This is a genomic window from Pseudoalteromonas luteoviolacea (assembly GCF_000814765.1).
Classification (GTDB): Bacteria; Pseudomonadota; Gammaproteobacteria; order Enterobacterales; family Alteromonadaceae; genus Pseudoalteromonas; species Pseudoalteromonas luteoviolacea_H.
The window spans coordinates 125415-144785 of record NZ_JWIC01000006.1; the positions used below are offsets into that span (position 1 = coordinate 125415).

Annotated in this window: 21 protein-coding genes; 14 read left to right on the forward strand and 7 right to left on the reverse strand. The window is 42.0% G+C overall.

Annotated features, from left to right (window positions below; genetic code table 11):
* Positions 1-95: 95 nt before the first annotated feature.
* Positions 96-575 carry an HPP family protein gene (locus JF50_RS12045; protein WP_052262268.1) on the reverse strand — a complete coding sequence of 160 codons (480 nt, stop codon included), beginning with the start codon at positions 573-575 and terminating at the stop codon, positions 96-98.
* 116 nt (positions 576-691) lie between these two features.
* Here JF50_RS12045 and JF50_RS12050 point away from each other — a divergent pair, with 116 nt between their 5' ends.
* Positions 692-1231 carry a TetR/AcrR family transcriptional regulator gene (locus JF50_RS12050; RefSeq protein ID WP_039609720.1) on the forward strand — a complete coding sequence of 180 codons (540 nt, stop codon included), beginning with the start codon at positions 692-694 and terminating at the stop codon, positions 1229-1231.
* A gap of 14 nt (positions 1232-1245) precedes the next feature.
* Here JF50_RS12050 and JF50_RS12055 read toward each other — a convergent pair whose 3' ends face one another.
* Positions 1246-2085: a LysR family transcriptional regulator gene (locus tag JF50_RS12055; RefSeq protein ID WP_039609721.1), complete on the reverse strand. Its 840-nt coding sequence runs from the start codon at positions 2083-2085 to the stop codon at positions 1246-1248.
* A 138-nt stretch (positions 2086-2223) separates the two neighbouring features.
* Here JF50_RS12055 and JF50_RS12060 point away from each other — a divergent pair, with 138 nt between their 5' ends.
* The 7 genes from JF50_RS12060 to JF50_RS12090 all read left to right on the forward strand — a co-directional run bounded on the left by JF50_RS12060 (position 2224) and on the right by JF50_RS12090 (position 6353).
* Positions 2224-2883 carry an FMN-dependent NADH-azoreductase gene (locus JF50_RS12060; protein ID WP_039609722.1) on the forward strand — a complete coding sequence of 220 codons (660 nt, stop codon included), beginning with the start codon at positions 2224-2226 and terminating at the stop codon, positions 2881-2883.
* Positions 2884-2982: 99 nt separating this feature from the next.
* Complete coding sequence (locus JF50_RS12065; RefSeq protein ID WP_039610141.1) at positions 2983-3462, forward strand: ASCH domain-containing protein; 480 nt, start codon at positions 2983-2985, stop codon at positions 3460-3462.
* Positions 3459-4121 carry a hexitol phosphatase HxpB gene (hxpB, locus tag JF50_RS12070; RefSeq protein WP_039609723.1) on the forward strand — a complete coding sequence of 221 codons (663 nt, stop codon included), beginning with the start codon at positions 3459-3461 and terminating at the stop codon, positions 4119-4121. The genes JF50_RS12065 and hxpB overlap by 4 nt, the downstream gene beginning before the upstream one ends.
* 114 nt (positions 4122-4235) lie before the next feature.
* A complete protein-coding gene (locus tag JF50_RS12075; RefSeq protein WP_039609724.1) occupies positions 4236-4595 on the forward strand; it encodes a response regulator in 360 nt (119 codons plus the stop codon).
* Positions 4596-4721: 126 nt separating this feature from the next.
* Positions 4722-5111, forward strand: a complete 390-nt coding sequence (locus tag JF50_RS12080) for a Rid family detoxifying hydrolase (protein ID WP_039609725.1) — start codon at positions 4722-4724, stop codon at positions 5109-5111.
* Positions 5112-5204: 93 nt separating this feature from the next.
* A complete protein-coding gene (locus JF50_RS12085) occupies positions 5205-5642 on the forward strand; it encodes a GNAT family N-acetyltransferase (protein ID WP_039609726.1) in 438 nt (145 codons plus the stop codon).
* A gap of 195 nt (positions 5643-5837) precedes the next feature.
* Complete coding sequence (locus tag JF50_RS12090; RefSeq protein ID WP_039609727.1) at positions 5838-6353, forward strand: adenylate kinase; 516 nt, start codon at positions 5838-5840, stop codon at positions 6351-6353.
* Between the two features lie 38 nt (positions 6354-6391).
* Here JF50_RS12090 and JF50_RS12095 read toward each other — a convergent pair whose 3' ends face one another.
* Together JF50_RS12095 and JF50_RS12100 are read right to left on the reverse strand one after the other, a co-directional pair.
* The gene (locus tag JF50_RS12095; RefSeq protein WP_039609728.1) at positions 6392-6874 is read right to left on the reverse strand and encodes an acyl-CoA thioesterase; all 483 of its coding nucleotides are present in this window, start codon (positions 6872-6874) and stop codon (positions 6392-6394) included.
* Between the two features lie 94 nt (positions 6875-6968).
* On the reverse strand, positions 6969-8618 hold the full coding sequence (locus JF50_RS12100) for an electron transfer flavoprotein-ubiquinone oxidoreductase (protein WP_039609729.1): 1650 nt from the start codon (positions 8616-8618) through the stop codon (positions 6969-6971).
* Positions 8619-8793: 175 nt separating this feature from the next.
* Between JF50_RS12100 and JF50_RS12105 the strand changes: the two genes are divergently transcribed.
* A complete protein-coding gene (locus JF50_RS12105; protein ID WP_039609730.1) occupies positions 8794-9546 on the forward strand; it encodes an electron transfer flavoprotein subunit beta/FixA family protein in 753 nt (250 codons plus the stop codon).
* Complete coding sequence (locus JF50_RS12110; protein WP_039609731.1) at positions 9543-10469, forward strand: electron transfer flavoprotein subunit alpha/FixB family protein; 927 nt, start codon at positions 9543-9545, stop codon at positions 10467-10469. The genes JF50_RS12105 and JF50_RS12110 overlap by 4 nt, the downstream gene beginning before the upstream one ends.
* A 78-nt stretch (positions 10470-10547) precedes the next feature.
* Here JF50_RS12110 and JF50_RS12115 read toward each other — a convergent pair whose 3' ends face one another.
* The 3 genes from JF50_RS12115 to JF50_RS12125 form a co-directional block, all read right to left on the reverse strand.
* Positions 10548-10994, reverse strand: coding sequence for a hypothetical protein (locus JF50_RS12115; protein ID WP_039609732.1), 447 nt, complete (start codon positions 10992-10994; stop codon positions 10548-10550).
* 93 nt (positions 10995-11087) lie between these two features.
* Positions 11088-12080, reverse strand: coding sequence for a helix-turn-helix transcriptional regulator (locus JF50_RS12120; RefSeq protein WP_039609733.1), 993 nt, complete (start codon positions 12078-12080; stop codon positions 11088-11090).
* Positions 12080-12991 carry a GGDEF domain-containing protein gene (locus tag JF50_RS12125; protein WP_052262269.1) on the reverse strand — a complete coding sequence of 304 codons (912 nt, stop codon included), beginning with the start codon at positions 12989-12991 and terminating at the stop codon, positions 12080-12082. Before JF50_RS12125 ends, JF50_RS12120 begins: the two co-directional genes overlap by 1 nt.
* 310 nt (positions 12992-13301) lie before the next feature.
* Between JF50_RS12125 and JF50_RS12130 the strand changes: the two genes are divergently transcribed.
* The 4 genes from JF50_RS12130 (at position 13302) to JF50_RS12145 (ending at position 19200) form a co-directional block, all read left to right on the forward strand.
* Positions 13302-16091: a TonB-dependent receptor gene (locus JF50_RS12130; RefSeq protein WP_039609734.1), complete on the forward strand. Its 2790-nt coding sequence runs from the start codon at positions 13302-13304 to the stop codon at positions 16089-16091.
* Positions 16092-16142: 51 nt separating this feature from the next.
* On the forward strand, positions 16143-17417 hold the full coding sequence (locus JF50_RS12135; RefSeq protein WP_039609735.1) for a metallophosphoesterase: 1275 nt from the start codon (positions 16143-16145) through the stop codon (positions 17415-17417).
* 244 nt (positions 17418-17661) lie between these two features.
* A complete protein-coding gene (locus JF50_RS12140) occupies positions 17662-18525 on the forward strand; it encodes a hypothetical protein (RefSeq protein ID WP_039609736.1) in 864 nt (287 codons plus the stop codon).
* Between the two features lie 234 nt (positions 18526-18759).
* Entirely contained in the window at positions 18760-19200 is a 441-nt protein-coding gene (locus JF50_RS12145; RefSeq protein ID WP_039609737.1) for a hypothetical protein, read from the forward strand.
* The last annotated feature ends 171 nt before the right edge of the window (positions 19201-19371 follow it).

Here is a 19371-nt window from a genome sequence, read left to right on the forward strand (position 1 = left end):
ATTTAAACGATGAAGCGTTAAAAAAAGCGCTTGGATTTTATCGAAGTTTTATTGTGTGTTTATTGATACATATTATCCAGTGTTTAAAGAAAGTTTTATTTAATGATGGTTTCTGTTGAGCATGTCGTCTTTTGCCATTTGACGTACGTTAAATTCAAAAGACTGGCCAGTGCAACCAAGAATAAGCAGCCGCTCAAAACTGGAAACAATAAAAAGTCGATGTGTGTATTGCCAGCCATGATGATGACAAGCGGGGTAGCGCCTGCTGGCGGATGAACCACCTTGAATAGCTGCATTAAGGCAATTGCTAACCCAACACCAATGGCCATGAAGAGAAGGCTTGAGCCAAATAAAAATAACATAAACAAGCCGATGGCAGCTGAAAGGCAATGCCCGCCGATGACATTTTTTGGCCTTGATAACGGGGAGTGAGGAACCGCAAAGAGCAATACACATGTGGCGCCATATGGGGCCATTAAGAGCGGGTGATGCACCAACGAAGAGAGCATACCTAATCCCCAAATTCCCAAAAAACCACCAACAAAACCTTTTGTGATATCAGTTAATCTACTCATTTTATCTCTTTATATTAGCGCTGTAATTTTCAATGGTGTACAAGTCTGTACACTCCTTGTCAAAAAGAGTACAGACTTGTACACTTCCAGACAAGTAATTTTTTGGCAAAAAAAACATGGATATACAGCAGCATATTTTGGATGTGGCAGAAGACTTATTTAACCAGCATGGGTTTAACGTGGTTGGTGTTGATCTGATAAGAGATAAAGCCAAAGTGTCCAAAACCACCTTGTATCGTCGCTTTGGCGATAAGCTGGGATTAGTGGAGGCAGTGTTGCATAGGCGGCATGCGCGTTTTGAGCAAATGCTTGATGAGGTTATCAGTGCGCATGACTGTCCGAAGGATAAAATCTCAGCCATTCTAGATTGGCATTTTGATTGGTTTGAGTCGCCGCAGTTTAAGGGGTGCATGTTTATGCATGCCCAATCAGAATTTAAGTGCACAAAGCAAAAACCAAGTGAAATTGCCGTCGGTCATAAAGCGTGGCTGTTGTCTTTATTTATTCGTGCTCTGGGTGAAAATCAAGTTAATGCACAAGAACATGCCGAGATGCTACTGACTTTTTTTGAAGGCATGATAGTCCGCGCTGAGTTCGGTTGTATTTTGCATGATAAAGCGTTTTACAGATCGGCCTGTTTGAACTTACTACCATAGAAATAAATACATGTTTAGATAAATTGCTTTCTAAGCCAGTCAACAAAGATGTGTTGTTGTTGACTGTAGCGTACTTCTTGCGAGGACAAATAATATCCTAAATTTGAGGAAACAGGTTGGTGAGCTGAACAAGTTAATACGCCGTTTTGCTCAAGCATGCTAACTAAGCTGTGCGAGGCAAACACAAAGCCAGCGCCAGCAATGGCTTCTTGAATGCAATAGAGTTCTTGGTCATAAGTGATAAGCTCATACTGTTTATCGTTCATCTGGTTATGCCTTAACCATGCTGGCCAGGGGGCTTCAGGAAGTGATGGGTTTTTCCACTTGGGCATAAAAACAGGACTTTTATTTATGCCGTCAACGTTTGGATTGACATATAAATTAAATTGCTCAATCGAGAGGATTTGACGCTTTTCAACATGACTAATATCACCAAACCGAATGGTAATAGCCTGATTATCATGAATCAGATGTTCGCCGGTGATCACCGATATATCAATATCTGGGTTTAATTTCGCAAAGTCTCTTAAGGCTGGTATCAGCATTTGGGCTGCAAAGGATGAGGTGGTGTGTACCACAACACACTTGCTTTGCTCTACTAGCTGATGAAGCGCCCGCTCTATGGTGCTAAACCCAGAGCCAGTGGCTTTTGCCAAATCAGCCCCAGCTGTTGTCAGTGTGACTTCTCGTGTTTTTCTAATGAATAGTTCGATGCCCAAACGCGTTTCAAGGTTTTTAATATGATGAGACACGTTAGTTGCTGTGAGGTTTAGCTCGTCGGCTGCGAGTTTAAAACTGCTGTGACGTGCTGCTGCGTCAAAGACCTTAAGTGCCTGCATTGATACGTTGGTCATCGGTTACTCCAAAAACGAAAGTCATTTTAATTATACATGAATAAAACTTATTTATGACTGGGTTCTTTTCATTTGTCGTAACATGCCAAAAACAGCAAAATTGCAGCCATTGAACAGCAACAATAGGTATGCAACTCCATGTACTCAATACTCCATATAGACTCAAGTATCAGAAAGCGTATTAATGATAACCCGAGCCATGATTCAATCTCTAAACGTTTAGCCCACAGTTTTATTGAAAATTTAAAAGAAAGCTCATCCATAAAAGCATATCAGTACCGAGATGTGGGGATGAATCCACCGCCTTTTACTGATCAGGATTGGTTAGGTGCTGTATTTACACCACAGCAGAGCCGCAGTGAGCAACAACGTCAGAAGCTGGCAATATCAGATCAATTAATTCAAGAAGTGAAAGTGGCTGATATCATCGTGATATCTACCCCTATGTATAATTATGGGATGCCTGCGCAATTAAAAGCTTGGTTTGATCAAATTGTGAGGATCCATGAAACATTTAGCTTTGACTTACAACGAGGTGATTTTCCATTAGAGCCGATTTTGAGCGGGAAAACCTTGGTCCTTATCACTTCAAGTGGAGAGTTTGGCTTTGAAAAAGGGGGGGTAAGAGAGACGATGAATCATTTAGCGCCGCATATTAAAACCTTGTCCAAGTATTTAGGGTGTGAGCAAGTATTTGAGATTGCCTCTGAGTATCAAGAATTCGCGGACTTACGTCACCAAACCTCACTGGAAACAGCGCTTGTTGAAACTCGCACGCTAGCACGTAAGCTTGCTTGATTAATTTGTAACAGCAAAAAGCGATTTTTGCTGTTTATTCTCGTTCTGACTGTCTTTATGATTGGTGCATATTCATTAATTTGCCAAAAGGAGTATGGTTTGGCTGATCACTCTCAACACCCTTCAGTTACACAGATATGTAAACGTTATTTTTATGAACAAGGTTTACCTGAGCAGAAGCTTGAAAGTTGGCACTTTTGTGATAATGAGCACGATGCAAATACGTGTTTAGCTTTAGTGCTCGCCGGAGAGAAAAAAGCAACTTCACCATCTTTATGGTGGTATGAGGCAAATAATGAATCACTGCCTCAAGAAGGCGATCTAAATGTAGTAACAAACTTTTTAGGAGAGGCACGCTGTATTATAAAAACCACCAAAGTGACCATTACGCCGTTTAATCAAATTAGCGAAGCCTATGCGCATACAGAAGGTGAAGGAGATAAATCGCTTGCATATTGGAAGCGTGTTCACTGGGCTTATTATCATCGAGAGTTGGCTGATACTGATTTTGAACCTGAGCGAGATATGCCCATTGTGTGTGAGGAATTTGAAGTGGTTTTTGTTCAGGAGGCATCATGATCGAAGCGGTGATTTTTGACATGGATGGAACGTTAATTGATTCAGAGCCAATGTGGAAAGAAGCAGAAAAGCAAGTGTTTAGCAGTTTAGGCGTTGATATTAAAGAGGAATTGGCTGCTAAGACTGCATCGATGACGACAATTGCTGCTGCTGAGTTTTGGTACCGGACATCTCCTTGGGTTGGAGAGTCTATTTCACAAGTGGCGGATAACGTCGTTAATAAAGTATCTGAGCTCATTGTGCGACGAGGTGAAGCACTGCCTGGGGTACTTGATGCGTTGGCATTTTTAAGTGAAAAACAGATAAAGATTGGATTGGCAACTAACGCACCAAGTGTGCTGATCCCAGTCGTATTAAACAAACTAAACATTGCACATTATTTTTCAGTTTGTTGTTCATCAGAGTATGAAAAATCAGGCAAGCCCAGCCCTGATGTGTATTTAAATACAGCAGCTAAGCTTAACGTTGCGCCGCAAAATTGCCTCGCAGTGGAGGATTCCGCAACCGGACTTTGTGCTGCGGAAGCTGCAAATATGTGTACGCTAGTTGTGCCGCACATCGACGAGTACCATAGTGAAAAGTTTAACCACGCTGATTATAAACTGGAGAGCTTAAAAGCGCTTAAATCACTACATCTATTTGCAGAAAATCATTGTTAATTGCATAAAATGCGTTCAAATGCAGTTAAATAGGGTGTCTTACTTTGCAATTATTGCAAGCTATTACTAGCATCAAACTGTGGTGTAACGAAAATTATTTCGCTAAGGAAGACAATGAAGATTTTGATCGTAGATGATACTTACTTTATGAGAGAGCTAATTAGCGAAAGCTTGCAAGAGCGTGGTTTTAAAGAGTTGACCCAAGCGTCAAATGGCGAAGAGGCACTTCTGGCATTGTCGGATAAGAATTACGATTTAATTGTGACAGATTGGAACATGCCAAAAATTAATGGGGTAGAGCTGATCAAACGGATGAAGCAAAACCCCTCATGTCGAGATACAAAAGTGATTATGTTGACTGGAGATACGACGCCAGAAAAAATTCTCGAAATGAAAGCGCTGGGTGTCAATGGCTACATCTCAAAACCGTTTACGCCAGAACTGCTTACCGATTTGGTGCTCAAACTCGCTTAGTGATGTTCCCTCTACCCATCCATTCGATTCTACTTAGCCTATAAATCTACCTCAACTACTTGAAAAAATGCTAAAAGGCATAGACTATAAGTGCAGTTTATTAACTAACCTGAAATGGAAATTGAAATGACTAAAGTTTTGCATACAGAATCAGCGCCTGCGGCAATCGGCCCATATGTTCAAGGGGTTGACTTAGGAAACATGGTAATGACTTCTGGTCAGATACCAGTAAACCCAGCGACAGGTGAAGTACCTGAAGCCATTGCTGATCAAGCAAGACAATCACTTGAGAATGTTAAAGCTGTGGTTGAGTCTTCGGGCTTGAGTGTTGCAGATATTGTAAAGCTTACTGTATTCGTTAAAGACTTAAACGACTTTGGTACAGTTAACGAGGTGTATGGTAATTTCTTCGATGAGCATCAAGTTGCTAACTACCCAGCGCGTTCTTGTGTTGAGGTTGCACGCTTGCCAAAAGATGTAAACATCGAAATTGAAGCGATTGCAGTACGCAAATAGTGCTGATGCAATGGTTAAGAGGGGCTTAGGTTCCTCTTTAAGCTATAGAACTTTCTTAATTCATATACGAATAAAAAATCAGCAGCACAAATCATGCTTAAACTCATACCCTCTCTTGCAGAACATATTGATGCCTTCATCGAGATGGAGCAGTACAATGATACCGCGCAATTCATTCTCCCCTATACAAAAGCTCAACATCAAACTGAAATGCACAAGCAGGATGTCATTTACTTATCAATATTATCGCATAAGGTTTTATCCGGATTTATCATCTTAGCGCGACAAGCCAACAGAGAAGTTGAATTCAGGCGAATTGTGGTCGATAGCAAGTTTCGTGGAATTGGACAGCAAGCGATTGTACAAATGGAGCAGTACTGTATGACGCAGTTTGATACTCAAAGGATCTGGCTGGATGTGTTTGAGTCAAACCAGCGTGGGTTACATATCTATAATAAATTGGGTTATAAACAATTTAAAACCGCGCCTCATCAAGGGCAGTCTCTAATTTTGATGGAAAAGTACCTGTAGATAAAAACAGTTTTGACAAAAAATATAGGTACAGATATGCTGATAAAATGCACAAAATAATTAATCAGAATATTCGACACATTATCATCATTCCATAGGAATGGTGGGATTTGATCTGCACAGATTTTATCAAACCCGCCCAATACGGCGGGTTTTTTTATGCGGTATTGGGAGACAAATGATTAAGGAAAATAAATGAAAAAAGTCGCCGTATTTGGCAAGCCTGGTAGTGGCAAGTCGACCTTTAGTCAGTATTTAGCAAAGCAGGTAGGCTTACCTCTGCACCAATTAGATATCATGGTGTTTAATCAAGATGGCAGCCAACTCTCACAAACGCAGTTTGATGAGAGCCATGACAAAATTCTACGGCAGCCAAGCTGGATTTTAGAAGGGCTGGGTCCGTTGGGATCTTTCAAGCAGCGTCTAGCTCACGCTGATACACTTATTTATATCGACTTACCCTATTGGATCAGCTACTGGCTTGTGACAAAGCGCGCAATTAAGGGGTTATTTAAAACCCCAGAAGGGTGGCCAAAAGGGTGTTCGATAATACAAGGCACACGTCAGTCATATCATTACCTAAAACTATCTCGACAGTTTTGGAATGATGAGTTTGAACAGAACTTAAAACACATCGCCAGTGGTAAACAACTCTATATCGTGCGCTCATTGAATGAGCTTAGGTCGTTACAGCGTCAGTTAGTCAGCTAGCTTTTAAATAGATGAGCAATAGCCATTGCTCATCTTTATCACTCATCTTGCTCAAATGTGGCTTGCAATAAGGATTCTGTTTGAATCGCAATGTCTTTCATCTTGATGGCATATTGTTCTAGTGCTTTTTGCTCTGGTGTTTGAGCAACAAACTTTGAAACTGGGATGGGGTAACCTGCTTGATCCATCGCGATAAAGCTAATGATGCAGTGGTTGGTTTCAACCATGTGTTGTTTTTGCGGATCGCCACATCGAACCTGAATAAAAATTTGCATACTGGTTTTGCCGGTATGCGCTATTTTTGCAGACACCTCAACAATCTGACCCACTAAAATAGGTCTGTGAAAACGAACGCCAGCCACAGATACGGTTACACAGTATGCACCGCTCCAGCCAGCAGCACAGGCGTAACCAGCTTGATCTATCCACTTCATAACAACACCACCGTGTACTTTCCCACCAAAGTTGACATCGGTTGGTTCAGCTAAAAATCTGAAAATCACTTCTGATTGATTGGCCATGTGTACCTCATCATTTTTTGAGTATGAGGTAAGTATAGAAAAAAAGGGGCATTTCGCCCCTTGCAATTTAGGATATGTAAATAATTGGTTGGCTTTACATATTTGGGTAGTTGGGACCGCCTGCGCCTTCAGGGGTTACCCAAGTAATATTTTGGCTGGGATCTTTGATATCGCAGGTCTTACAGTGAATACAGTTTTGTGCATTGATGACAAACTGTTTCTCACCTTCTTCATTTTCATTCACTTCGTATACACCAGCAGGACAGTAGCGCTGTGCAGGCTCTGCGTACTGCTCAAGGTTCACTGAAATTGGGATCGAGCTATCTGCTAACTGCAAGTGACATGGCTGCACTTCTTCATGGTTCGTATTAGATAAAAACACTGAAGAGAGCTTGTCAAAGCTGAGTTTGCCATCTGGTTTTGGATAAGCGATTTCTGTTGCATCTTTTGCAAGCCTTAGAGATTCATAATCCTTGCTGATGTCTTTGATGGTAAACGGTAGAGCACCAGAGAAAAAGTTCTGATCAATCATGTTATACGCGCCGCCTAAGTATCGACCTAGCTTGTGCATGGCAGGGCCAAAATTACGAGATTGATATAACTCTTCGTGAAGCCAGCTGGCTTTAAACTTATCATCGAAGCTATGTAAATCTGCTTTCGCATCTTCTTGAGAGAGTGCTTCGATAATGGTGTCTGCACCAATGATCCCTGATTTCATAGCAGTGTGATTACCCTTGATCTTGGCAAAGTTCAAAGTTCCCGCATCACAACCGATCAATAAACCACCTGGGAAGTGCATTTTTGGTAAAGCATGTAAGCCACCTTTGGCAATGGCTCTAGCACCGTATGAAATACGCTCGCCGCCTTCAAGTGTTTGCTTAAAGACAGGGTGGTGTTTCATGCGTTGAAATTCATCAAAGGGGCTAAGATATGGGTTTTTGTAGTTTAGGTCGATAATGAGACCCACCACAACTTGGTTGTTTTCGGCATGATACATGAACGAGCCACCATGGGTCTCGCTATCAAGAGGCCAGCCCGTTCCATGCACGACAGTCCCTTCTTTGTGTTTTTCAGGGTCTATTTGCCAAATTTCTTTAAAGCCAATACCATAGTGCTGAGGTGTGGTATCTTTATCTAGCTCAAACTCTTTGATTAGCTGCTTACCAAGATGTCCTCGGCAACCTTCTGCAAATACTGTGTATTTGGCTCTAAGCTCCATACCTGGCATATATGTGTCTTTTGGTTGGCCATCTCTATCTAAGCCCATGTCACCTGTGACAATGCCTTTTACTTCTTTGTCTTCGATGATTAAAGAGTGGGCACTAAACCCTGGGAAGATCTCAACGCCAAGCTCTTCAGCTTGTTCCGCTAACCAACGACAGACATTACCCATTGAAACAATGTAGTTGCCGTCGTTTTTAAATGTTTTTGGCACCACCATGTGCGGCAGGTTGGTTGCGTTTTGCTCATCTTTGAATAGGTAGATTTCGTCTTCAGTGACTTTAGTGGTGACTGGTGCCCCTTTTTGTGCCCAATCAGGGATGAGTTCATCCAGTGCTTTGGTTTCGAATACCGCACCGGACAAAATATGCGCACCCACTTCAGAGCCTTTTTCTACCACACAGATCATGAGTTCTTGTTCTTTTTGCTGTGCTTGTTGAGCCAGTCGAATAGCGCATGATAGACCCGCAGGGCCCGCCCCTACTATGACGACATCAAATTCCATGGTTTCACGTTCGACCATTTTTACCTCGTATACATTGACGGTAGATTAACTTAAACTCGAGTTAAGTTTTTTTTACGTTAAGCTAAGGTTATTTTAGGTTGACGTTTACGTCAACAGGAAGTACGCTGGTTTCATCAAATTGTTTCATTGACGTACGCGTCAGCTATACAAATAACCAGATGATGGAGTAACCATGAAAGTACTTGTACCAATCAAACGCGTGATTGACTACAACGTCAAAGCGAGAGTCAAGGCAGATAACAGCGATGTTGATCTTACAAATGTAAAGATGGCCATGAACCCGTTTTGCGAAATCGCAGTAGAAGAAGCGATTAGATTAAAAGAAGCAGGTAGTGCAACTGAAGTAATTGCCGTATCTATCGGTGATAAAGCTTGCCAAGAGCAACTTCGTACTGCACTGGCACTTGGTGCTGACAAGGCAATCCACATCGAAACAGATGCAACACTAGAATCTCTTCATGTTGCTAAATTACTGGCTAAATTAGTAGAGCAAGAAAACCCTGAATTGGTCATTCTTGGTAAGCAGTCAATTGATGCAGATAACAACCAAACAGGACAAATGCTAGGTGCATTGACTAAACGTGGTCAAGGTACGTTTGCATCTAAACTAGTTATTGAAGGCTCAAATGCTGTGGTAACTCGTGAAGTTGACGGTGGCCTACAAACTGTCTCACTAGCGTTACCTGCGATTGTCACCACTGACCTTCGCTTAAACGAGCCTCGTTATGCAACACTGCCTAACATCATGAAAGCAAAGCGTAAGCCGCTAGATGTTATTGCAGCAGACTCATTGGGTGTAGATTTAACACCTCGTGTTGAGCTTGTAAGAGTCGATGAGCCTGCTAAGCGTGAAGCAGGTGTCATTGTAGAGAGCGTTGAAGAGCTAGTAACAAAACTTAAGACAGAAGCAAAGGTGATCTCATGAGCGTATTAGTTATTGCAGAACATGAAAATGGCGTATTGAAGCCAGAAACCGCCAAGGTGATCACAGCGGCTGTTAAGATTGGTGGTGATGTTGATGTATTAGTCGCTGGCAGCAATGTGGCTGCTGCGGCTGACTCTGTTGCTGGTATTGCTGGCGTCACGTCAGTGAAATTAGTAGATGATGCTAATTTTGAGCACCAATTAGCAGAGAACACCGCTGATTTAGTGGTTGAGTTGGCAGGTGGTTACAGCCATATCCTAGCGAGTGCTTCTACAACGGGTAAAAACATTTTGCCTCGTGTTGCAGCGCTACTGGATAAATCACAAATTTCTGAGATTATCGACGTAGTAGATGCAGATACCTTTAAGCGCCCAATTTATGCAGGTAACGCCATTGCGACGGTTAAATCACTTGAGTCACAAAAAGTTATCACAGTTCGTGCAAGTGCATTTGATGCTGCGGGCGAGCAGGGCCCTGTGTCTGTAGAGTCACTATCAAATGGCGCAGCGAACAGCCTAAGTCGTTTTGTTGGTGTTGAGCAAACTGAATCAGAGCGCCCAGAATTAACCGCTGCACCTGTGATTATCTCAGGTGGTCGCGGTATGCAAAATGGCGATAACTTTGCACTATTAAACGGTGTTGCAGATAAGCTAGGTGCAGCAATTGGTGCATCACGTGCTGCAGTTGATGCGGGCTTTGTACCAAATGATATGCAAGTCGGTCAGACAGGTAAGATTGTCGCGCCAGATCTGTATATTGCGGTGGGCATTAGCGGTGCCATTCAGCACCTTGCCGGTATGAAAGACTCAAAAGTCATTGTGGCCATCAACAAAGATCCAGAAGCACCGATTTTCCAAGTTGCTGACTATGGTCTAGTCGCTGACTTATTTGACGTATTACCTGAGCTAGAACAAGCTCTGTAACCTATTCTGGTTGTTGAAGCCGTGTGCATTATGCCGCGGCTTTTTTCATTTATTATGGTGAGTTATCAGGCTTAATTGTTATGCGCTAGCATGAAAGCCGAACTGATATACTTCAAGTTTGTTGATCATAGCTTCATAATTTCTGACCACATCTTGTGTTGCTGCGCCCTGACTTTGAACGGCGGATAAGTTTTCTTTTAATTGACCTATCACATCGAATTTTTCAGCTTTTGCTTGTGCAAGCGTGGTCCCGCCGAGTTCACCATCATGTTCAATTAAATTATATCGTCCAGTTAAAAATGCAACCTCGCCAAGGCTTAATATGCCTTGTTGATAAAGCGCCTCAGCGGCATTTGATTGCTCTTCTAATGTCATATTAGAAAAATCAAATTGCCTACTGCGTATATTATTATGAGTATCTGTTTGTGCACTATGGACTCTTGATTCAGTCACGGTTTGGCGGTTTTTTAAAGCTTGATGTCCAATTGGGGCTTGGGGAGAATTGGCTGTTATGTTGCTGATCATCTTTTATCCTTAAAATGTGATTGGGTGTATGAAATATAAGCAATAAACATTCCATGAGGCATTCATTGTGAATAGGCAATACTCGGGTACTGTCTAAGTATTTCGAAGCTCTGACGGTGTGACACCAAACCAACGTTTAAACGCGCGGCGAAAATTAGGTAAATCGTTAAATGCGAGTGCTTTTGCTACCTGTGCATTTGAGTAACCTTGTTGTTGAATACAAAACGCTGCCTGCTGACTAAGTACTCTGTCTTTTAAGCTACTGAATTGACTGTTATGTTGACGGAGTTTTCTTTTCATTGTGGCTTCGCTGACCATAAAGTGATCGGCAAGGTCTTCCAAACAGGCTTTAGGGTATTGAATCAAAAATGTTTCCGCATAGGATAGAAAACCCATTGATAAGCTGGGCTGCAAGCTTGTCAATTTACTCTGTAGAGCTGCCACAGCATCTCGCTGAGGAGTTTGCAGCGTTTTTTTGTCGATGATCATGGCACATGCACGATGTCCAAAAGATAACTTGCCGGTACGCAAAACGTGATAGTGCTCAATATAGGTTGGCATGGCGTAGGGCAGTTGAAATTGCACTTTCAGCTCGCTGAATCGCCAATTAATAAACCCACTAACAAGGCTGAGCCAAACTTCGAGCAAAAATTGATAGGTGCCGATGGAGGGCTCACTCACAGCTGGGTTGATGAGTAGGTGAATCGCTTGTCGTTCCCTAAACATCCGAACGCTAAAGTAGGGAAATAGGTCATTTTCTAGTTGTTTGCAGGCAATCAGCAAGGCTTTGAAATCAAAGCAATGAAACAAATACGAAGCATATTTTGCACACAGGCTATGTAACAGGTGCTGACCCAATACAAAGCTAATATCTTGGCTCAATTCATGTTTTGTAATATTTGTTATGATCTGCTCTAGTTCTTCATTACTAGAAAGGTGGCTTTGCGCTTTGAAATCCTTGTAAAATAGCTTGGTGCCTTTGAGCGCTTTATCTGGGTGGATACCGCGTTGCTTTGCGAGCTCAACCAGTGGCTCAAGCAGTTGATGGCTATTAAATCTAAGGTCACCGGTTTCAAAGTAAGGCATTAGCATGCCTGCTTATTGTATGTGAGTTGAGTCATCAGTTGTTCAAAGATTTGCTCACTTTGCATCGGAAGTGACACTTCAATACAAGCAAAATGCAAGGTAGTTGGGTTTAACTTTACGAGGTTTTTATCGTACTGATGATGCATTTTTGCAGCTGCACAGACCCTATTTGTGATATCTATGGCTGTACTGAGTTTAGTTGCGGGATATAAGACGACGAATTTATCTCCAGCGTAACGGCAGGTAAGATCACAGCCTCGAATATTTAAGGTTATCAATTGACCTGTGTCACGGAGCAGTAATTCACCTTTGGTGATGCCGTGTTCAAAGCAAAATCTGTTATAGGCTTTCAAGTCCAAAATGGCAACGCAGAACCGAGTACCATTATCGATGAGCTGTGAAATCTCTATATCTATTTGTTTTTCCATATAACGCGCACTGTAAAGACCAGTAACATAATCAGTAAAAGTGTGTTCTCTAAATTGTCGCTCTTTTCTTAATAACGTTAAGTTCAGATAAGCTTGCTCTTGATACCACCAATACATGGCAATGGTCATGACAATCATCCCTAATAGAGCGGGAAAGGCTTCGAGTGAACTGAGAGTTGGGTGTATATGGTTGAAAGAAAAGAACTCATCAAGGCAGTCTAAAAGTAATGAAATCAACATCAAAGTAAGCCCAAAGGCGAGTGCTGTGGTGACGCGTCCTCGTGGTCGGCTTAATAGGGTAGCAATGAGCCAAACGAGAGACATTACTGCAAGGCCTCCTTCGCCAATTGCATCAAGTACTTCTAACTGAGCGTAAGGTTTTAGTTCGCCAAATTGGATAGCGAATATGAGCGTGACTGCGACCGATAGAATCAGTAGTGTCCATAAATTAAGGTGCTTAATTGATGTAATTAATTGAGCCATAAATTGATGCCGAGCAAAAAGTTTATTGTTGTTATGTTATTGCTGTGAGTTTTCTTGAACAGGGTCAATTTAGCTCATTACTTTGACATTTTTTTTAATGTTATAGGCTTCAAAAATGAAAAGGGGGCTGAGTTGCTTATTATCAGCCAATTTTAGGGGGTGAAATTAGCTCAAAAGCATAGATTAAGGAGCTAAAAGCTAGTTAAATCAGCACCTTCAGCTATGAAGAGAAATAAATAATTCATATTGTACAGATATTGTTGCCGCGACTTTTAGGGTAATCACACAACACAATCTGTAAGAGATAAATATGAAACAATCACGACCGTTACCTTTTTCAAAGCCCTACCAAGCCATTGCGCTGATATTAGGTGTGTGTGCAACTGGTGCACATGCAAATACGTTGCAGGGGCAAGTAGGGGATATACAAAACAAAGCCTTTTTTGAAGGCGCGCATGTCAAAATTGTTGAACTAAATAAACACATCAGTACAAGTCGAGATGGGCGTTTTGTGTTCACTAAACTGCCAGCGGGGGAATACACGCTTGAAATCACCTACATGGGTGCTCAACCGTCCGTTCAAACAATAACAATCAATGACGAACAATTGACGCAAGTGGCTGTGAAGCTAAAACCTGTACAAGAGGGCTTAGACAATATCATTGTGGTTGGCCAGCGCGCTGGACAAGCTGGCGCATTTAATCGACAAAAAAATGCAGATGGAATCATGTCAGTGGTGAGTGCTGACAGCATTGGTCAACTTCCTGATCAAAATGCCGCAGAAGCGCTACAGCGCCTGCCTGGTATGTATATTCAGCGCGACCAAGGTGAAGGGCGTTTTGTTGGGATCCGCGGTATAGATCCAGGGTTGAATAATGTGTCGATTAATGGCGCTAATGTGCCTTCGCCAGAAGCTGGGGTACGAAGTGTCGCGATGGATGTGATCCCCAGTGAAATCATTCAAAGCTTAGAAGTAAGTAAAACTGTGACACCAGATATGGACGCCAGCGCGATTGGTGGCAGTATCAATGTCAAAAGCCTCAGTGCTTTTGACAGACAAGGTCAAAGTTATAGCTTGACTGCACAGGGCTCATATAACGAATTAGTCAGTGAATCCAGTCCTAAATTGTCAGCGAGTTTTAGCGATATTTTTGCGCTTTCCAGTGACACTCAGTTAGGTATTGCGACAGCCGTTTCATGGTTCGAACGCAAGTTTGGTTCCCATAATATGGAAACAGATGGGGGGTGGATGGCATTAGAGCAAGAAGAGGCCTCAACGGGAGAAGATGTTGCGTTTTATGGCGCCGAAGAAATAGAGCAACGTCACTATCAAGTGACTCGCGAGAGGCTGGGCGCAGCGCTTAATTTAGACCTTCACCATAATACATTCAATAAGTACTATTTGCGGACTTTATACAGTGAGTTTTCGGACGATGAGTATCGTTTACGTAACGAATATAAGTACGATAAAGGTAAGTACGTAGCCGCCGAGTCGAATTCAAATTCGGCGTATTTCACAGACACTGAAATGGACAGAGACACCAAAGATAGATATGAAGAGCAAAGTATTTTGTCATTGGTGGCGGGTGGTGAGCACATATTGCAAAGCTGGTTTGTGGAATACAACCTTGGCTATTCAAAATCGGATGAAATTGAGCCAGACCGATTAGATGTGGACTTTGCGGGAGAAGGTTTTGCATTGGGTTACGGCAGTCTAGGTGAAACGCCAACACTCGCTTACTCAGAAGATGCGCATGACTTAAGTAACTTTGCATTAGATGAAATTGTCAGTGAGCATAACCTGAGCGAAGATGAAGCGGTTAGTTTTAAGCTAGACGTGAGTAAAGATTTAATCGTAAAGGGGCATAATGCGCAGCTAAAAGCCGGTGTTAAATTCAGCGACCGTGAAAAACGCAACCTGGTGAATACGCGCGTCTATGATGATGGTTTTGATGACGTTACGGCAATGCAGTTTGCAGCAGGCAGTCCAGAGTTTGAGCTAGGTCAGTTTGGACCCGGATTATCGCGAAGTGGCATAAGAAGCTTCTTTGCACAGAATCAAGCGCACTTTACGCTTAATCAATTAGAAACCGACATTGAAAGTAAAGGTAAATCTTATACATCTGAAGAGCGTGTAGCGGCTGCCTATGTGATGGCGAGTATCGACATTAATGATTTAAATGTTATTGCTGGGCTGCGCTACGAAGATACAGACTATGAGACATCAGGTAGCCGTGTTGAGCTGCTTAAAAATGAGATAGAAGACAGTGAACAAGTTGCAATTACCCCATGGAATGTCAGCAAAAGCTACGACCACTTATTACCAAACCTGACTCTCAGGTATGCCTATTCGGATGAATTGATCACGCGTTTTGCCTACACACATACGATTGCAAGACCAAGCTTTGGTGATGCCGCTGCTTTTCAGTTATTGGAGAGCGAAACATCCAGTGATGACGACGGTATTCAAGTGGAGCGCAAAGGTGAAGTGGGCAACCCCAATTTAAATCCTTATGAATCGAGCAACCTTGATTTCTCAATTGAATATTACCCCGGCAAGATTGGCATGATGTCTGCGGGGCTGTTCCACAAAAATATCGATAATTTTATTGCTAAGCAGCAGGTACAAGATAATGGCAAGTGGGATGGCTTTGAAGAAGTTATTCAATCGGTAAATGGTGGCGAAGCTCAATTAAGTGGCATTGAGCTGGCGTATACGAAAAACTTTGATAATGGCCTGATGATTTCAGCTAATGGCACTTTTATTGATGCGGATGAGGGTCTGCCAAATCAGTCTGACACAGTGGCAAACCTGATGATTGGGTATGAAAATGACGAGATCAGTGCCCGCCTCAGTTCTAGCTACAAAAGTAAGTCGTACATTATGACTGAAAATGATGCGCGAGTGTATCAAGGCGCCCATAACCAAATAGACCTCAGTGTGAAGTATTTCATAGATGAGCAAACCCAGGTTTACTTTAATGCAGTCAACCTGAACGATGAGCCGTACTACGTGTATCACGGCGAGCAGCGTTATAACTATCAATATGAAAGTTATGGCCGCACCTATCAATTGGGTATCACCTTAAGTTCTTTCTAATTTTCTAAAAACAACAATGGCGCTGCTTGGGTAACCTTGCAGCGAAAATGTATGAAGTTATCTACCTCTTGCTTCGCAGTATCTGCGTTATTACTCAGTGGCTCATTTAATGTGGCTGCTCAAGATTCAATTTCGTTTTTGGCTTTTGGTGACGGGGGATATCACCCAGATTATCCAAAAACTAAGCATATTAAAAAGCCTAAAAACAAACAGCAATTTATAGAAGCCGAACGCGCCGACTGGTTAGAGGATCACAGGCCAATAGAGGAATTTAATCATGCGCCAATTTACGTTTATCCTGGCACAGAAATCGCGACAGAAGATACCGGTGCTGCGGCTGTGGGTAAAGCAATGGCGGCATTATGCGAGCGCAAAGCTTGCGAGTTTGGCATTCAGCTTGGGGATAACATCTACCCAGATGGTGCGGATGCGAATGATGGAAAAGATGACCAAAAGCGCATGAATGATTTAATATTAGGCCCCTTAAAGCCGCTATTTAAGAATAATAAAGAGCTGGTGGTTTACTCTGCGCTTGGCAATCATGATTGGAAAACATCGCGAAAGGGCGTAAAGCTACAAACGCAGTGGATGGCTAATCAACCTAACTTTCATATGGATAAACGCGGATACTATAGCTACAAAATGGGTGAGACAGGCAATGATGTAGAGTTTTTTGTGCTCGATACAAATATGCTGTTATCAGGGCAACATTATTATGAAATTCCACTGGCTAAAGATGGCAGTGAGCAAGGCCTTGCAACGGCACTGGCACACGGACATGCAGAAGTAGAGGACATAGAAATACATGAGTCGCCGGTCAATGGTGAAGACCATAAGCAACTTGCTTGGCTTGCAAAGGGACTCAAAACATCAACCGCAAAATGGAAGATTGTGTATGGACATCACATCTTGTGGTCTATTGGTGGAACTAAATATGATGAGGGCCATGTACTTAGAAGACTGATTTTACCTGAGTTATGTCAGTATGCTGATGCCTACATTGCAGGACATGAGCATGATCTTGAATTACTGACGGATGATTGCTCTCGTGTTATGCCGGGTAACAACAAGCCAAAACTTCCACTCATTATCAGTGGAGCAGCCTCAAAAATGCGTGGGACGCACACGCCATTTTCGCAGCAACAAGAAAAACGTTATCCAGAGTATGACTTAATTTGGGCCAAGAGCTTTATTTGGGGCTTTGCTCATATTGAACTCGATAATCGCAGTGATAGTTTAAATGTCAGCTTTTACACGACGCCACATGATAAGTCTGGCCAAGTGATCCCAGAAGCGAGCTTTTCGTTTAAACACCGCAGTAAGTAGCTTGTACTCTGTATTTTCTTGAAAGTTACTACTGTGAGTGTTCCACTGCAGTAGTGACAAACACATGGTGTTGCATGATTAGCCTGCATTTTAGATGTTTCTAATGGAAAGTGTCATCTTATTGTTGGGAAGTTTTTTGCACAATTGGATTGAAAAGTACCTGAATGTGATACGTGGGTATAAATGCAGTTGTAATTATTATGTAAACTTTCCGCGTGACAACAATCAAAAAAGGAATAAGGAAATGAAACTAACAAGTATAACATTGGCTGTGATTGCAACTTTGGGCGTGACGCTAGCGGACAATGCGCAAGCTGAAGCGGAAATAAACTCACCTGTGCGTGTCGCGATTGATCATTTAGGTGTGCCTTGGGTACATAAAGATGACTCAGCTGGGCTGTGGCGTGAAAAGCCATTGCCACATGGTCAAAAAGCCATAGCAACAGCGGGAGGCTATTTTCACTATCATTTTGGTACCGGACCTGATGATAAAGGGTATGCATATTATGAAGGCGCGACTTTTGCGGTAGGTGAACATGGCAACGCATATCGATACCAAAATTATGATTGGCAATCTGTCGTCGGTTGCTGGGGCGCGCAGGATGTAAGCTCATTTACAGTTGACCATGCATACTGCGTGAATGGCGATGGCACTTTGAAGAAGTTCAATGATGTCAGTGATAGTTTCGAAGGTTACTATGCCATTAGCAACGAAAAAATTAAAAAAATTGATGTTGCGCTAGGTGGTGTTATTTGGGCTATCACTGAAAGTGACAAATTGTTTAAGTTCGATGGTGTAAAGTGGGCGCAACAGAAAGTTGCCTGTGGCGATTTGTGCTCGCTTGTTGATATCGCAGTTGGTGGCGGCCAAGTGTTTGTAGTAGCCAGTGTTTATGGCAGCAACGATGGACCGCAGAGCGTATACACACTGAATAATGGCAACCTGGTTAAATTTGGCTCATTTTACAATATCGATGTCGATAGAGAAGGCGTCATATGGGCTATCTCAAACTATACACGCACACTATTTTTGAAACGCCCAGGCATGAGTGAGTTTGTTGAAGATGTCCAAATGAGCTATAAGGTGTCGACTAATATTGGTAGCTAACTGCCAATGTAAATGAAGAGGGGGTATAGGCCGCCTCTTCTGACTTAAAATAAATAACTTTTATTATTTATATGTAAAACTCTGCGCTTGTTAACCATTCATTCTATCTTCAGCCGCTTAGCAATATCTTACCGTTCTAGATTTACATCATTTTTCACATTTCATGGCTCATTTTAAGCTAATCAATATATGTGGAATGTCATAGATATATAAAATAAAACTAGGAAGTAACTCATGCTTAATAATTGGTATAAATCGACCTTATTCATTTCATCTTTTTGCTTTTGTTTCGGTAGTGCGCAGGCTGCAAACGAGACACCTGAACCTAATTTAAAATATGAATTTGCGCTTCAAGTTGGCACAGAGGCTTTGCATGAAGTCAAAATGACACTCAAAGATGAGCAGCCTGCGGATATTACCTACTACGACGAAAAGAATAGGCCAATTTATAGAGTTGTAATAAATGTAGATTATGAACAATCTATCAAACGGGGAAAAGAGAGCACCATTAAGCATTCTATTCAAAAGTATGAAAATAACGATTGGGTAGAGTTGTTTTCTCCAGAAATGACTTACTTGGTTGGATTACCAGGTAAATTAGAAATATATAATGAAGAGATGGTCAGAATGTCATTAAGTGGTGAGCTTGCTATCGCCGATAGTACACACCTTTGATGAGGAGTTGCTAAGCTTTATGAAAAATAGAGCTTAGTCATATCATTGATAAAAGAACAACATAAAAAGACAGAATAATATATTTTTCATTTTCCGTGTTTCAATATAGAACAGCATATAAGCTCGGGTGATGTTACCTTTGCAATTTAGCATGCCTATACGAAGGTAATT

Excerpts from the sequence above, each read along its gene's own strand:
- JF50_RS12045 (WP_052262268.1), bottom strand. The coding sequence starts at position 575 with ATGAGTAGATTAACTGATATCACAAAAGGTTTTGTTGGTGGTTTTTTG.
- JF50_RS12050 (WP_039609720.1), top strand. The coding sequence starts at position 692 with ATGGATATACAGCAGCATATTTTGGATGTGGCAGAAGACTTATTTAAC.
- JF50_RS12055 (WP_039609721.1), bottom strand. The coding sequence starts at position 2,085 with ATGACCAACGTATCAATGCAGGCACTTAAGGTCTTTGACGCAGCAGCA.
- JF50_RS12060 (WP_039609722.1), top strand. The coding sequence starts at position 2,224 with ATGTACTCAATACTCCATATAGACTCAAGTATCAGAAAGCGTATTAAT.
- hxpB (WP_039609723.1), top strand. The coding sequence starts at position 3,459 with ATGATCGAAGCGGTGATTTTTGACATGGATGGAACGTTAATTGATTCA.
- JF50_RS12075 (WP_039609724.1), top strand. The coding sequence starts at position 4,236 with ATGAAGATTTTGATCGTAGATGATACTTACTTTATGAGAGAGCTAATT.
- JF50_RS12080 (WP_039609725.1), top strand. The coding sequence starts at position 4,722 with ATGACTAAAGTTTTGCATACAGAATCAGCGCCTGCGGCAATCGGCCCA.
- JF50_RS12085 (WP_039609726.1), top strand. The coding sequence starts at position 5,205 with ATGCTTAAACTCATACCCTCTCTTGCAGAACATATTGATGCCTTCATC.
- JF50_RS12090 (WP_039609727.1), top strand. The coding sequence starts at position 5,838 with ATGAAAAAAGTCGCCGTATTTGGCAAGCCTGGTAGTGGCAAGTCGACC.
- JF50_RS12095 (WP_039609728.1), bottom strand. The coding sequence starts at position 6,874 with ATGGCCAATCAATCAGAAGTGATTTTCAGATTTTTAGCTGAACCAACC.
- JF50_RS12100 (WP_039609729.1), bottom strand. The coding sequence starts at position 8,618 with ATGGTCGAACGTGAAACCATGGAATTTGATGTCGTCATAGTAGGGGCG.
- JF50_RS12105 (WP_039609730.1), top strand. The coding sequence starts at position 8,794 with ATGAAAGTACTTGTACCAATCAAACGCGTGATTGACTACAACGTCAAA.
- JF50_RS12110 (WP_039609731.1), top strand. The coding sequence starts at position 9,543 with ATGAGCGTATTAGTTATTGCAGAACATGAAAATGGCGTATTGAAGCCA.
- JF50_RS12115 (WP_039609732.1), bottom strand. The coding sequence starts at position 10,994 with ATGATCAGCAACATAACAGCCAATTCTCCCCAAGCCCCAATTGGACAT.
- JF50_RS12120 (WP_039609733.1), bottom strand. The coding sequence starts at position 12,080 with ATGCCTTACTTTGAAACCGGTGACCTTAGATTTAATAGCCATCAACTG.
- JF50_RS12125 (WP_052262269.1), bottom strand. The coding sequence starts at position 12,991 with ATGGCTCAATTAATTACATCAATTAAGCACCTTAATTTATGGACACTA.
- JF50_RS12130 (WP_039609734.1), top strand. The coding sequence starts at position 13,302 with ATGAAACAATCACGACCGTTACCTTTTTCAAAGCCCTACCAAGCCATT.
- JF50_RS12135 (WP_039609735.1), top strand. The coding sequence starts at position 16,143 with ATGAAGTTATCTACCTCTTGCTTCGCAGTATCTGCGTTATTACTCAGT.
- JF50_RS12140 (WP_039609736.1), top strand. The coding sequence starts at position 17,662 with ATGAAACTAACAAGTATAACATTGGCTGTGATTGCAACTTTGGGCGTG.
- JF50_RS12145 (WP_039609737.1), top strand. The coding sequence starts at position 18,760 with ATGCTTAATAATTGGTATAAATCGACCTTATTCATTTCATCTTTTTGC.